Raw genomic sequence first — 12,972 nt, 5'->3', positions numbered from 1 at the left:
GTCAGCCGAGGAGGTCCTTCACCAGCAGGTCGAAGTCGACGACCTCACGCCCGGCCGGGACCGCCGCGTAGGTCGAGTCGAGGAACCGCTGCAGCTCGGCCGCCGACAGGTGGAACACCGCGTGCGAGTCCTCGGTCAGCAACTCCAGCACGAGCACGTCGCCGTCGCCCGGCCGCAGCCGCACGTCCCCGAGCCCGGTCGGGGACAGCAGCCCCTCGGCGAGCAGCTCGCGGCCGACGAGCCAGGTCGACTCCTGGTCCCGCGCCTGAAAACGCAAGGTCACGGCGTGCGGATCGTCTGATCGGTACTGGAAGTCGACGTTCATCGGCTCGACCGAGCCGTCCGGCCGAATGAACTCAACGACGGTGGCTGTGCCGACCCGGGTCTCGTTGAACATCGCCGTTCCTCCTCCGCGGTGAGGGTGCTGCACTCAACACGGACGCCGTTCGGAGTCGGTTCAAAGCTTTCCCGAACTTCTTCATTGGGTACCTGAAGTCCCATGACGGTCTATGGCATCCATGCGTCACACGAGCAGATACACCCCGCAGACCTGCTTACCGCCGTGCGCAGGGCTGAGGAGGCAGGGTTCGGCGCGGCGATGAGCTCAGACCACTTCTCACCCTGGAGCGCACGTCAGGGACAGTCCGGGTTCGCCTGGTCCTGGCTCGGCGCGGCACTGCAGGCCACCGAACTGCCGTTCGGCGTGGTCACGGCCCCGGGGCAGCGCTACCACCCGGCGATCACCGCCCAGGCGATCGGCACGCTGGCCGCGATGAACCCCGGCCGGTTCTGGGCCGCGCTCGGCACCGGCGAGGCGAGCAACGAGCACATCACCGGCGACGGCTGGCCCCGCAAGGACGTGCGCACCGCACGGTTGCGTGAGTGCGTCGACGTGATCCGCGCGCTCCTGTCCGGCGAGGAGGTCAGCCACGAGGGCCTGGTCACGGTCGACCGCGCCCGGTTGTGGACGTTGCCCGACGAGGTGCCCCTGCTGATCGGCGCCGCCGTGAGCCCGCAGACCGCCCGCTGGTGTGCCGAGTGGGCCGACGGGCTGATCACGGTCAACGCGCCGCCCGACCGGCTGCGCGAGGTCGCGGACGCCTATCGGGACGCGGGCGGCAAGGGCAAGCTGCACCTGCAGGTGCACCTGAGCTGGGCCGAGGACGACGACACGGCTCTCGCGATCGCGCACGACCAGTGGCGCTCCAACATCTTCCGCCCACCGGTCTGCTGGGACCTGGAACTGGCCGAGCACTTCGACGTGGTCTCCGAGCGCGTCACGCCGGCCGAGGTGGCCGAGGTCGTGAACGTGTCCTCCGACCTGAAGTGGCACGCCGAGCGGCTGACCGAGTACGCGTCGCTGGGGTTTGAGGAGATCTACCTCCACCACGTGGGCCAGGACCTGATCCCGTTCGTCGACGCGTTCGGCGAGCACGTGTTGCCGGAGGTGACCGCGTGATCCGCACGTCCGACGTTTGGTGGAAGAACGCCGTTCTGTACTGCCTGGACGTGGAGACCTTCTCCGGCGAGGGCTTCCGCGGCGCAACCGAACGCCTCGACCACCTCCACGCGTTAGGCGTCACGTGTGTGTGGTTGATGCCGTTCTATCCCACCGCCGAACGCGACGATGGCTACGACATCACCGACTTCTACTCCGTCGACCCAAGACTGGGCTCGCTCGGCGACTTCGTGGAGTTCGTGCGCGCCGCACGGGACCGAGGCATGCGCGTGATCGCCGACCTTGTGGTCAACCACACCTCCGACCAGCACCCGTGGTTCCACGACCCGGAGAAACGCGACTGGTACGTGTGGGCGGACGAGCCCCAGAGCGACGGACCGCAGGGGATCACGTTCCCGGACAAGGAGGACTCGCTCTGGGAGTACTCCGAGGAGGTCGGGAAGTACTACCTGCACCGCTTCTACAAGCACCAGCCCGACCTCAACGTGACCAACCCCGAGGTGCGCGACGAGATCGCCCGCATCATGGGCTTCTGGATGGAACTGGGCCTGAGCGGCTTCCGCGTGGACGCCGTGCCGTTCCTTCTGGAGCAGAACGACCCCATGGACGCGGCTGCGCTGCCCGACCCGCACGACTACCTCACCGACCTGAGGGCGTTCCTCAACCGCCGCAACGGTGAGGGCGTGCTGCTGGGCGAGGTGAACCTGCCGTACAAGGACACGATGGCCTTCTACGGCCAGGGCGTCGGCGACGAGCTGACCATGTGCTTCGACTTCGTCGGGATGCAGGCGATGTTCCTGTCGCTGGCACGGCGGTCGAGTGGACCAATGGTCAAGGCGCTGCAGGAACGCCCGGAGCCGCCACGGGACGGGCACTGGGCGACGTTCGTGCGCAACCACGACGAGCTGACCCTGGACAAGCTGCCCACCGACGAACGCCAGGAGGTCTTCGACGCCTTCGGGCCGGAGAAGTCCATGCAGCTCTACGGACGCGGCCTGCGCCGTCGGCTGCCCGGCATGCTCGACGGCGACCAGCGCCGCATCCGGATGGTCTACAGCCTGCTCTTCACGCTGCCGGGGACGCCGGTGCTGTTCTACGGCGAGGAGATCGGACTGGAGGAGGACCTGTCGCTGGAGGGCAGGATGGCGGTGCGCGTGCCGATGGACTGGGACGCCGCGGGCGATCAGCGCCACGACCCGGAGTCGTTGCTGTCCTGGATGCGGCTGATGATCGCGCGGTACCGGGAGTGCCCGGAGCTCTCGTGGGGCACGTTCCAGGTGCTCGACACAGGTGAGCCGTGCGTGTTCGCTCACCGCGCCGACTGCGACGGCGGCTCTGTGATCGCCGTGCACAACCTCGCGGATCGGGACGTCACCGTGCGGGTCCCGGCCGAAGGCGTGCTCGCCGATCTGCTGACGGGCGGCCGCGTGAAGCCCGCGAAGATCGGCGCCAAGGTCGACCTCGGGCCCTACGACTGCCGCTGGTACCGCCTGATAACTGAGTGATACTTGCGCAATCTTGACGCCTCACGTGAAGATATCTTCGAGACAGCGTCGTCGACCGAAGGATTTTCGCGTGAGCGCGTACGGACTGCACCGCGTCATCGAGCCCGCCGGTGTTCTGCCGCAGCAGGCCTGGCGGCTCGACGCGGAACCCGTGCCCGCTGCCGACGAGGTGATCGTCGCGGTCGAGCGGCTCAACCTGGACGCCGCCTCGTTCCGGCAGCTCAGGGAGCAGCACGGCAGCGGCGCGGCGGTCCGGCAGGCCGTGCTCGACATCGTCGGCGAGCGCGGCAAGATGCAGAACCCGGTCACCGGCTCGGGCGGCATGCTGCTCGGCACCGTGCTCGAGGTGGGGCCGGAGTCGCCGCTCGGCCTCAAGGCCGGCGACCGGATCGCGACGCTGGTCAGCCTCACGCTGACGCCGCTGCGGATCAACGACGGCCTGCAGGACTGGGACGGCGAGGACGAGCAGGTGCCGTGCCGGGGGACCGCGGTGCTGTTCGGGCGGTCCATCGCGGCCGTGCTGCCGGACGACATGCCGAACGAGCTGGCGTTGTCCGTGCTCGACGTGTGCGGTGCACCGGCGCTGACCGACCGTGTCGTGCGCAAGCACCCTGGTGGCTCGGTACTCGTGCTTGGTGGTGGCGGCAAGTCCGGGTCGCTTTCTCTCGCGGCCGCGCGTCAGGCCGGTGCGTCGCGCCTCGTCGCGTTGGTGCCGACCGAACGTGAGGCAGCGCAGGTGCTTGAAGCCGGTCTCGCGGACGAGGTCGTGATCGCGGACGCACGCAATCCGGTGGCCGTGGCCGAAGCCGTGGGCAAGCAGGTCGATGTCACGGTCGTGTGTGTGGACGTGCCGGGGTGCGAGCACGGTGCCATCCTCGCGACCGCGGACGGCGGCACCGTGATCTTCTTCTCGATGGCGACCTCGTTCAGTGCCGCCGCTTTGGGAGCGGAGGGTCTCGCCGCGGACGTGGAGATGATCGTCGGCAACGGGTATGTGCCTGGTCACGCCCAGTTCGCGCTGGACCTGGTCCGGACCCGGGCGGGTGTGCGGGCGTTGTTCGAGCAACGGCAGACTGCGTGACGTGAGTACGCAACTTTTGGTCGGCGGTCGCATCTACGCACCGGATGCGACGGCGATGGCCGTCACGGACGGTGTCGTCGTGTGGATCGGACAGGACTCGGTCGGGCACGCGCTGCACCCGGACGCCGAGGTCGTCGAGCTCGGCGGCGCCTTCGTCGCGCCCGCGTTCGTCGACGCGCACGTGCACGCCACGTCCGCGGGCCTGCTCCTGACCGGCCTCGACCTGACGAAGACGTCCTCCGTGGACGAACTGCTCGACCAGGTGCGCTCCGCCGAGGGCCCCCTGGTGTGGGGTCACGGGTGGGACGAGACGCGCTGGCCGGAGAACCGCCCGCCGACGCGCGCCGAGATCGACGAGGCCGCTCAGGGCAAGACGGTGTACCTGTCGCGCATCGACGTGCACTCCGCCCTGGTCTCCTCGGACCTGATCAGCGACGAGGCCCGTGCCGCCGACGGCTTCTCCGCCGACGGCCCTCTCTCGCGTGCCGCACACCACCACGTGCGCGGCACGGCGAAAGCCGCCATCACGCCCGAAAAGCGCCAGGCCGCACAACTCGCGTTCCTGAACTACGCGGCGTCAAAAGGCATCGCGTCCGTGCACGAGTGCGCCGGCCCGGACATCTCCGGCGAGGACGACCTGCGCGAACTGCTCGCGCTCACCGAAGGCCCCGAGGTGGTGGCCTACTGGGGTTCCCACGACCTGCCGGACGTTCCGGTCCGCGGACTCGCCGGCGACCACTTCGTCGACGGTGCCATCGGCTCCCGCACGGCCGCGCTGACCGAGCCCTACGCCGACGCCGACACGTCCGGAGCGCTCTACCTCGACGGCCGTCAGATCGCCGACCACCTGGTCAAGTGCACCGAGCTGGGACTGCAGGCGGGGTTCCACGTCATCGGCGACGCCGCGATGGCCGCCGTGATCGAGGGCTTCTCGCTCGCGGAGAAGGCACTCGGCACCCCCGAGCTCGCCTCGGCCCGCCACCGCCTCGAACACGTCGAGATGGTGTCGAAGGAGCAGGCGGAGAAACTGGCCGGGTGGGGCGTCGTCGCCTCCGTCCAGCCGCTGTTCGACGCCGAGTGGGGCGGCCCGGCCGGGATGTACGCGCAGCGACTCGGTGCGGAGCGCGGTGTGGGGCTGAACCCCTTTTCGCGGCTCGCCGCCGCGGGCGTGGTGCTCGCGTTCGGTTCGGACACCCCGGTGACCGCCATCGACCCGTGGGCCGCCGTGCGCGCGGCGGTGCACCACAAGACCGATGGTCACGGCGTTTCCCCGCGTGCTGCCTTCACCGCGCACACGCGTGGTGGCTGGCGTGCGGCGGGCGTGAACGACGGCCTGACCGGCACCCTGCAGCCCGGCGCCCCCGCGACGTACGCGGTGTGGGAGACCGGTGACCTGGTCGTCGCGGGCAGCGACGCGCGGGTGCAGCGCTGGTCCACCGACCCGCGTTCCGGCGTGCCCGGACTGCCCGACCTCACCGGCCCGGCGCCGGTCTGCGTGCGAACCGTCCTGAACGGCCGGACGATTTACGAGAGGAAGTGACTCATGGCGTTGCTCGACCTCGACCCCTCGGTGGTCGCCACCGCGCGCGCACTCGCGGCGCGGGCGGCCGAACCGGTGGTGTCCCTCGCGAAGGCGCACACCACCGTCGCCGTCGAGCGCGCCACACTCCGCCTGGCGGGCATCACCGGCGCGGACTCCACGCACCGCGCCGGTGACGTCCCGTGGGTCAACCGCGTGATCGACACGGTCCGCGAGCAGTGCGGGTTGGAGCACGGTGTGGTGCTGCCGGCGTTCCACGCGCTGCGCGAGCACGATCTCAGCACCCTCACCGAACTGGCCGAGGCCACCGCGGCGGGTCAGATCCAGTTCAGGATCCCCACCGGCAAGGACCTGACGGCGGCGCGCAAGGCCTCGACGTCCGCCGTCGCCAAGGGCCTCAAGTCGGTCGACCGCAACCGGGCCCAGCGCGACAAGCTGATCACCAAGCTGGGTGATCCCGCGCAACGCCCGTGGATCTACCTGATCGTCGCGACCGGCGACATCGACGAGGACGTCGTCCAGGCCCAGAACGCGGCCCGCGCGGGCGCCGACATCATCGCGGTGATCCGCTCGACCGGGCAGTCGCTGCTCGACTACGTCCCGGAAGGCGCCACGCACCACGGGTTCGCGGGCACGTACGCCACGCAGGAGAACTTCCGGATCATGCGCGCGGCGCTCGACGACGTGTCGAAGGAGGTCGGCCGGTACGTGCGGCTGACCAACTACGCGTCCGGCCTGTGCATGCCGGAAATCGCCGTTCTGGCAGGGCTTCAGCGCCTGGACATGATGCTGAACGACTCGATGTACGGCATCCTGTTCCGCGACATCAACCCGATCCGCACGTTCGTCGACCAGCGCTTCTCCCGTCAGGTGCACGCGCGCGCCGGCATCATCATCAACACCGGCGAGGACAACTACCTCACCACCGCGGACGCCGTCGACGCCGCGCACACCGTCACCGTCTCGCAGCTCCTCAACGAGCACTTCGCCCACGAGGCGGGACTGCCCGACCACCTGCTGGGCCTCGGTCACGCCTTCGAGATCAACCCTAAGGTGCCCGACTCGTTCCGGCTCGAGCTCGCGCACGCGTTGCTGGCCCGCGAACTCTTCCCGGACGCGCCGCTGAAGTGGATGCCGCCGACCAAGCACATGACCGGCGACGTCTTCGACGGCTATCTGCTGGACGGGTTCTTCAACCTCGCGGGTGTCCTCACAGGACAGTCCATCCTGCTCGTCGGCATGATGACCGAGGCCGTCGTGACACCGTTCCTGTCGGACCGCGACCTGGCTCTGAAGAGCGTCCGGTACGTGCTGAACGCGGCGGGTAGCCTCGCCGAGGACTTCCGCCCCGCGCCGGACGGTCTGATCGTCAAGCGCGCGCACCAGGTGCTCGGCGAGGCCGTCGACCTGCTGGAGCGCATCGTCGACGACGGGCTGCTCAACGCCATCGCGGACGGCACGTTCGGCCTGATGAAGCGCCCGGCGGACAAGGGCAAGGGCGCGGACGGCGTCGTCGAGAAGGCGCCCGAGTACTTCAACCCCGCGAGCGAGATGCTGGAGGCCCAGGGTGCCTGACGCGAAGAGGTACGTGCGGCCCTACGGCGACACCACCGGCGACGGCATGATCCAGACGTCGTTCACGCTGCCGATCCCCTTCGGCCCCAAGGCGGACGGCGCGGCGCTGCAGCTCGCGAACAAGATGGGCATGGACCCCGCGATGGTGGTCCACTCGAACCCGATCGGCGACGACTTCACGTTCTTCGTCGTCTACGGGTCGGTGAAGCACCTCGTGGACCTCGACGAGGTCAAGGTCGTCGAGCGCGAGTACCCGCTCCTGACGCCGGCCGAGGTGAACTCGGTGCTCAAGAAGGTGTTGCGGCGCAAGCTGGTCGTGGTCGGCGGGTGCATCGGCACGGACGCGCACACGGTCGGCATCGACGCGATCCTCAACATCAAGGGCTTCGCGGGCGAGAAGGGCCTGGAGTACTACCGGGAGCTGAAGGTCGTGAACCTCGGCGCCCAGGTCTCGGTACCGGAGCTGGTCCGTTCCGCCCGTGCCGAGAAGGCCGACGCGGTGCTGATCTCCCAGGTCGTGACCCAGCGCGACGCGCACATCCTGAACACGCAGGAGATGTCGGCGGCGTTCCGCGAGGCGATGGGGGACCGCAGGCCGTTGCTGGTGGCCGGCGGTCCGCGGTTCGACCCGTTGATGGCGGGCGAACTGGGGGTCGATCGAGTGTTCTCCCGGGGTACCACCCCGGGTGAGGTCGCGAGCTACCTGGTGCACGCGATGCAGGCGAAGAAGGGGGTTGCCGCGTGAGCGGGGCTTTGGTCGAAGGTTTCTCGGTGACGCACCGCCGTTACGTCCCGCACTCGCACGCGCACTACGGAGGCAATCTGGTCGACGGGGCCTACGGGCTCGGCATGTTCGGCGACGTCGCCACCGAGCTGCTCATCCACACGGACTCCGACGAGGGGTTGTTCGCGGGGTACAGCTCCGTGGAGTTCGTGGCGCCGATCCAGGCCGGTGACGTCATCGAGGCGTCCGCGACGCTGGTGCGCATCGGGAAGCGGTCGCGCGAGATCGAGTTCGAGGCGCGCGTCGTGTGCCGTTCGGCGCCCGAACGCGGTCCGTCGGCGGCCGATCTGCTCGTTGAGCCGATCGTCGTAACGCGTGCCCGCGGCACGGTCGTTGCTCCGAAAGCCGCTGAATAACCTGGAAAATCTGGTCCGAACCGGTTGGCGTCCTGCTTCGAATCCCCGCCGTGGGAAGGGAGCAGGACAATGCCAAGTAGCAACAAGGAACGATTACGCCGGGGTGCGATCGCCGCGGCAGTGGTCGCGGTGGCGGCGGCGATACCGGCGGCACAGGCCTCCAGTCACCGCGAGGCACCACTGATCGCGGCGGACCCGGCCGTCGACAACACCGACGTGTACGCCTTCACCAGCCCCGACAAGCCCGACACGGTCACACTCGTCGCGAACTGGTTCGGGCTGCAGGAACCCAACGGCGGCCCCAACTACTACCCGTGGGCCACGGACGCGCGGTACGACATCAACATCGACGCGGACGGCGACGCGGTGCCGGACAGGACGTTCCGGGTCACGTTCCGCACGGACGACCGGCGGGGCAGGGCGAACACCTTCCTCTACAACAACGGGCCGGTCACGTCGATCAACGACGACAACCTGCTGTTCCGCCAGAACTACACCCTCGAGCTGATCGAACCGGGCAGGACCACCCGGCTCGTGAAGGACGGCCGCGCGGCGCCGTCGAACACCGGACCCGCGTCGTTCCCGGACTTCCGCGCGATCAGGGACCAGGCGACGGTGAAGATCCCCGGAGGCGGCCAGGTCTACATCGGACCGTCCGAGGACTCGTTCTTCCTGGACCTGCGGGTGTTCGACCTCCTCTACGGCGGAAACCTGAAGGAGGTCAACCAGGACACCCTGATGGGCTACAACGTCAACACCATCGCCATCCAGGTGCCCAAGACGATGCTCGCGCTGAAGGGCGACCCGAAGCGCAACCCGGTGATCGGCGTGTGGAGCGACACCGAGCGCCGCACGCTGAAGCTCGACCCCGGCAAGGCGACCCCGCAGGGCAACTTCGTGCAGGTGTCGAGGCTCGGCAACCCGCTGGTCAACGAGGTGGTGTCGTCCGCGCCGCTGAAGGACGCGTTCAACGGGCTCGAACCCGTGGGGGACGCGCGGGTCCAGGCGTTGCTGGACCGGGTGAACGACCCGGAACTGGCGCGGCTGATCCAGGCGATCTACGGCATCCCGGCGCCGAAGACCCCGCGCGCCGACCTCGTGGAGATCTTCCTGACCGGCATCACCACGAAGGCGGGCGGCCCGATCAAGGCCGACCTCAACTCGCAGCTGAACAACGCGGACGTGGACCCGAAGAGGTTCCAGCCGTCGGAGATGTTGCGGCTCAACATGTCCACGCCGGTGACCCGGAACCCGAACCGGCTCGGGGTGCTGGGCGGGGACCTGCAGGGGTTCCCGAACGGGCGCAGGCTCACCGACGACGTCGTGGACATCGAGATCCAGGCCGTGGTCGGCGCGGCGTTGACCGGCAAGCTCGTGCCGGCGCTCGCCAAGGGTGACCGGGTGAACGGCAACGACGTTCGCTTCGGTGACCGGTTCCCGTACGTCGGACTGCCGAGCAACCAGGCGGTCAACTCCCGCTAGATGAGGGTGCCTCCCATGTGGAAAGTACTTCCGCTGCTGGCTGCCCTCTTCGCGGTCGCCGCCTGCGCCTCCCCGCAGGCGGCGACACCCGCCGCCACGCAGACCACCTCCTTGCAGCGCAACGCAGAGTCGTTGCAGGCCAAGCTCCGCCGATCGCCTCAGGACGCTTCCGCCTGGGCCCAGCTCGGGACCACGCACGTGGAGCTCGCTCGCGTCACCTTCGACCCCCAGCACCACTCCCGAGCCGACAAGGCGCTCACCGAGTCGTTACGGCTCAGGCCGGACGGCAACGGGGAGGCGTTCATCGGGCGGGGCGCACTCGCCAACGCCCAGCACGACTTCGCCGCGGCCCGCGAGTGGGGCCTGCGCGCCGCGGCGGCGTTGCCGGATTCCGCTTCCGCTCAGGGAGTTCTGGTCGACGCGCTGACGCAGCTCGGTGACGACGCGGGCGCGTCCGTTGCACTGCAACGGATGCTGGACCTGCGACCGGGTGTCGCGTCGTTCAGCCGCGCCGCCTACCACTTCGAGCTGCACGGCCGGATGGACGACGCCCGCGGGGCTTGGGAGCGGGCGCTGGAGTCGGCTTCCTCGCCTGACGAGGTCGCCTTCTGCCGCCTGCACCTGGACGAGCTGGAAGGGCGGGCCGACAAGTCGCTCGAGACCTCTCGCGGGCTGGTGTCGAAGGTGCCGTCGCCCGAACACCTCGTGCAGTACGGCGAGGCCCTGGACCGGGCGGGGAAGTCTGCCGAGGCTCGGGTGCAGTACGACCTCGCGTTGCAGCAGTTGCGCGCGTTGGGCGGTGACGACCTGACTGCGGCCTTGATCGCAGCTGATCACGGCGATCCCGTCGAGGCGTTGCGGTTCGCGGAGAAGGAGTGGGCCAAGCGGCAGAGCGTCTTCACCGCCGATGCCCTCGCCTGGGCTCTGCACGTCAACAAGCGGTCCGCGGAAGCGCTGCCGTACTCGGATCGGGCGGTCGCGCTGGGCTGGCGCGACCCCGACGTGCTGCGGCACCGCGAGGCGATTCTGGGGGCACTGCGATGAGGGTCTTCCTGCTGGTGCTGTTCGGGATGCTGCTGACGGGCGGGGTGGCGCAGGCGCACCCGTTGAGCAACCTCAGCGTGAACCACTACGACGGGCTGAGGGTGTTCGCGGACCGGATCGAGCTGCGGTCCGTTGTGGACAGTGCGGAGATCCCGACCCTGCAGGACCGCGAGTTCGTCGACGCCCGCAAGCGGTGCGCGGAACGCGCGAAGTCGTTGACCGCGATGGCCGACGAGCAGGAACTGCGGTTCGAGGTGCGCGACTCCGGTGTCGTGCGCCCGCCGGGCGAGGCCGGCCTGCCCACGATGCGCCTGACCTGTGAGTACACCGCGCCGCTGCCGTCGCGGGGTGAGGTCGAGGTGACGTTCAGCGACTCCTACCTCAAGGACAAGCCGGGCTGGCGCGAGATCACCGTCGTCGGTGTCGACGTCTCGGTGTCCGGGGCGCCCGCCGAGTCCGTGAGCAACGAACTGCGCACCTACCCGGACGACCTGCTCTCGTCGCCGCTGGACGTCCGGGCGGTGCGATTCCTCGCACAACCAGGTGAAGGGTCAGCCGTGACCCCACCTGGTGTCCTGGGTGAAGCCACGAAGGCGGCCGTCGGACTGGTGGGTGATCTCACCCCGGTGGTCGGAGTCGGTGCGGTCCTGCTGTCTCTGGTGCTGGGCGCGTCACATGCCGCGCTGCCCGGCCACGGCAAGACCGTGATGGCCGCCTACCTGGCGGGTTCGAGGGGAACCCGCCGCGACGCACTCCTCGTCGGCGCCACCGTCACCATCACCCACACGGCGGGTGTCCTGGTGCTGGGGCTGCTGCTCAGCGCGTCCAGTGCGATCGCGGGTGAGTCGGTGTTGCGCTGGCTCGGCCTGGCGAGCGGTCTGCTGGTCGCGGTGATCGGAGGGGTGCTGCTCCGCTCGGCGGTGCGGTCCCGTGGTCGTCAGCGGCACGACCTGGGACATGGTCATGGACACGGTCATGGACACGGCCGCGGTCATGGTCATCGGCACCGCCGGGCGGGGCTCGTCGGCATGGGGGTGGCGGGAGGGTTGGTGCCGTCCCCCTCCGCGCTCGTCGTGCTGCTCGGTGCCATCGCGCTCGGCCGCACCTGGTTCGGGGTGGTGCTGGTGCTCGCGTACGGCCTGGGCATGGCGGCGACGCTGACCGCCGCCGGGCTGCTGCTCGTCTCGCTGCGGGACCGCTTCGGGCCGCGGCTGGCCCGGTTCCGCGGGTTCACGGACTTCACACCGTTCGGCACCGCGGCGCTGGTGACGCTCGTCGGAGTCGGTCTGGCCGCGCGTGCGCTGGCCGGTTAGTCGTCAGTCGAGGAGGAAGAACATGAAGAAGTTGATCGTGCTGGCCGCGCTGGCGTTGACCGCGTGCACCACGCAGGGCACCGCCACCGCGCGGTTCGACGACGAGCTGCAGTCCGACGTCTCCTGCATGAAGCACCAGGAGCAGACACCGGGGGAGGAGTACTTCGACGAGGGGAACTGGGACACCGTCGTCTCGTTATCACTGCTCCGGTACTACACGGCGAACGGCACAAAGCCGTACTGCGACGGCAAAGCGGCCACCGGTGCCGACCAGGCCTGGCGCAGGCTCTACGTGCAGATGGGAGCGGATCAGACCAATTTGCGCTGAATCGACCGCAACCTTCGCCGCCTTCTTCCGTTGGTCAATACAGAAGTAGCTACATGCGGGGAGGATGCGGCGTGGTGAAGATCGACCACCAGGGGGAGACACCTCCCTACGAGCAGGTGCGCGTGCACTACGCGCACGCGATCTCGAATCGAGAACTGCCGGTGGGCGCGAAACTGCCCACGGTGCGTGCTCTGGCGAAAGACCTGGGTCTGGCGGTGAACACGGTCGCCCGCGCCTACCGTGAGCTGGAAGAAGCCGGGCTCGTGGAGACCAGGGGCCGCGCGGGCACCGTGGTCAGTGCCAACGGTGACAGCAACCGCGAGCGCGTCCGCGCGGCGGCGGCCCAGTACGCGGCGATGTCCGCCGAGCTGGGCCTGTCGTCGCAGGAGGCCATGGAGATCGTTCGCGCGGCCCTGCGGACGTAGTCACTCTCCCGGGTGTATCGCGGTTCGTGGAACCGCTGCCCGATCGTCGCGCGGAGGTAGTCGAGCCGGCTCCTCCGCGC

13 protein-coding genes are annotated in these 12,972 nt (G+C 69.2%); 12 read left to right on the top strand and 1 reads right to left on the bottom strand.

Annotated features, from left to right (window positions below; all coding sequences use genetic code 11):
* Position 1: 1 nt before the first annotated feature.
* A complete protein-coding gene (locus tag SK571_RS33670; RefSeq protein WP_319988140.1) occupies positions 2-397 on the bottom strand; it encodes an SsgA family sporulation/cell division regulator in 396 nt (131 codons plus the stop codon).
* A gap of 102 nt (positions 398-499) precedes the next feature.
* Here SK571_RS33670 and SK571_RS33665 point away from each other — a divergent pair, with 102 nt between their 5' ends.
* From SK571_RS33665 to SK571_RS33610, 12 genes are all read left to right on the top strand, one after another.
* A complete protein-coding gene (locus SK571_RS33665; RefSeq protein WP_319988139.1) occupies positions 500-1,459 on the top strand; it encodes a TIGR03885 family FMN-dependent LLM class oxidoreductase in 960 nt (319 codons plus the stop codon).
* Positions 1,456-2,964 (top strand): alpha-amylase family protein, encoded by a 1,509-nt coding sequence (locus SK571_RS33660; RefSeq protein ID WP_319988138.1) that lies wholly within the window; start codon positions 1,456-1,458, stop codon positions 2,962-2,964. Before SK571_RS33665 ends, SK571_RS33660 begins: the two co-directional genes overlap by 4 nt.
* Before the next feature lie 70 nt (positions 2,965-3,034).
* Positions 3,035-4,045, top strand: coding sequence for an L-erythro-3,5-diaminohexanoate dehydrogenase (gene kdd, locus SK571_RS33655; protein WP_319988137.1), 1,011 nt, complete (start codon positions 3,035-3,037; stop codon positions 4,043-4,045).
* The gene (locus SK571_RS33650; protein ID WP_319988179.1) at positions 4,038-5,585 is read left to right on the top strand and encodes an amidohydrolase; all 1,548 of its coding nucleotides are present in this window, start codon (positions 4,038-4,040) and stop codon (positions 5,583-5,585) included. Before kdd ends, SK571_RS33650 begins: the two co-directional genes overlap by 8 nt.
* Before the next feature lie 3 nt (positions 5,586-5,588).
* Positions 5,589-7,160 (top strand): lysine 5,6-aminomutase subunit alpha, encoded by a 1,572-nt coding sequence (kamD, locus tag SK571_RS33645; RefSeq protein WP_319988136.1) that lies wholly within the window; start codon positions 5,589-5,591, stop codon positions 7,158-7,160.
* Positions 7,153-7,905 carry a lysine 5,6-aminomutase subunit beta gene (gene kamE, locus SK571_RS33640; protein WP_319988135.1) on the top strand — a complete coding sequence of 251 codons (753 nt, stop codon included), beginning with the start codon at positions 7,153-7,155 and terminating at the stop codon, positions 7,903-7,905. The genes kamD and kamE overlap by 8 nt, the downstream gene beginning before the upstream one ends.
* Entirely contained in the window at positions 7,902-8,300 is a 399-nt protein-coding gene (kal, locus tag SK571_RS33635) for a 3-aminobutyryl-CoA ammonia lyase (RefSeq protein ID WP_319988134.1), read from the top strand. The genes kamE and kal overlap by 4 nt, the downstream gene beginning before the upstream one ends.
* A 69-nt stretch (positions 8,301-8,369) precedes the next feature.
* Positions 8,370-9,782: a DUF4331 domain-containing protein gene (locus SK571_RS33630; RefSeq protein ID WP_319988133.1), complete on the top strand. Its 1,413-nt coding sequence runs from the start codon at positions 8,370-8,372 to the stop codon at positions 9,780-9,782.
* Positions 9,783-9,797: 15 nt separating this feature from the next.
* Positions 9,798-10,826 (top strand): tetratricopeptide repeat protein, encoded by a 1,029-nt coding sequence (locus SK571_RS33625; protein ID WP_319988132.1) that lies wholly within the window; start codon positions 9,798-9,800, stop codon positions 10,824-10,826.
* On the top strand, positions 10,823-12,139 hold the full coding sequence (locus SK571_RS33620; RefSeq protein WP_319988131.1) for a nickel/cobalt transporter: 1,317 nt from the start codon (positions 10,823-10,825) through the stop codon (positions 12,137-12,139). The genes SK571_RS33625 and SK571_RS33620 overlap by 4 nt, the downstream gene beginning before the upstream one ends.
* A 22-nt stretch (positions 12,140-12,161) precedes the next feature.
* Entirely contained in the window at positions 12,162-12,467 is a 306-nt protein-coding gene (locus tag SK571_RS33615) for a hypothetical protein (protein ID WP_319988130.1), read from the top strand.
* A 71-nt stretch (positions 12,468-12,538) separates the two neighbouring features.
* The gene (locus SK571_RS33610; protein ID WP_266035365.1) at positions 12,539-12,892 is read left to right on the top strand and encodes a GntR family transcriptional regulator; all 354 of its coding nucleotides are present in this window, start codon (positions 12,539-12,541) and stop codon (positions 12,890-12,892) included.
* Positions 12,893-12,972 lie beyond the last annotated feature (80 nt).

Source organism: Lentzea kristufekii, from assembly GCF_033949925.1.
Classification (GTDB): Bacteria; Actinomycetota; Actinomycetes; order Mycobacteriales; family Pseudonocardiaceae; genus Lentzea; species Lentzea kristufekii.
The sequence above is the reverse complement of the archived record's forward strand: the minus strand, read 5'-3'. Positions and strand labels throughout refer to the sequence as shown.

Coding starts and splice junctions, on each gene's coding strand:
- SK571_RS33670 (WP_319988140.1), bottom strand. CDS start 397: ATGTTCAACGAGACCCGGGTCGGCACAGCCACCGTCGTTGAGTTCATT.
- SK571_RS33665 (WP_319988139.1), top strand. CDS start 500: ATGACGGTCTATGGCATCCATGCGTCACACGAGCAGATACACCCCGCA.
- SK571_RS33615 (WP_319988130.1), top strand. CDS start 12,162: ATGAAGAAGTTGATCGTGCTGGCCGCGCTGGCGTTGACCGCGTGCACC.
- kamD (WP_319988136.1), top strand. CDS start 5,589: ATGGCGTTGCTCGACCTCGACCCCTCGGTGGTCGCCACCGCGCGCGCA.
- SK571_RS33620 (WP_319988131.1), top strand. CDS start 10,823: ATGAGGGTCTTCCTGCTGGTGCTGTTCGGGATGCTGCTGACGGGCGGG.
- SK571_RS33625 (WP_319988132.1), top strand. CDS start 9,798: ATGTGGAAAGTACTTCCGCTGCTGGCTGCCCTCTTCGCGGTCGCCGCC.
- SK571_RS33630 (WP_319988133.1), top strand. CDS start 8,370: ATGCCAAGTAGCAACAAGGAACGATTACGCCGGGGTGCGATCGCCGCG.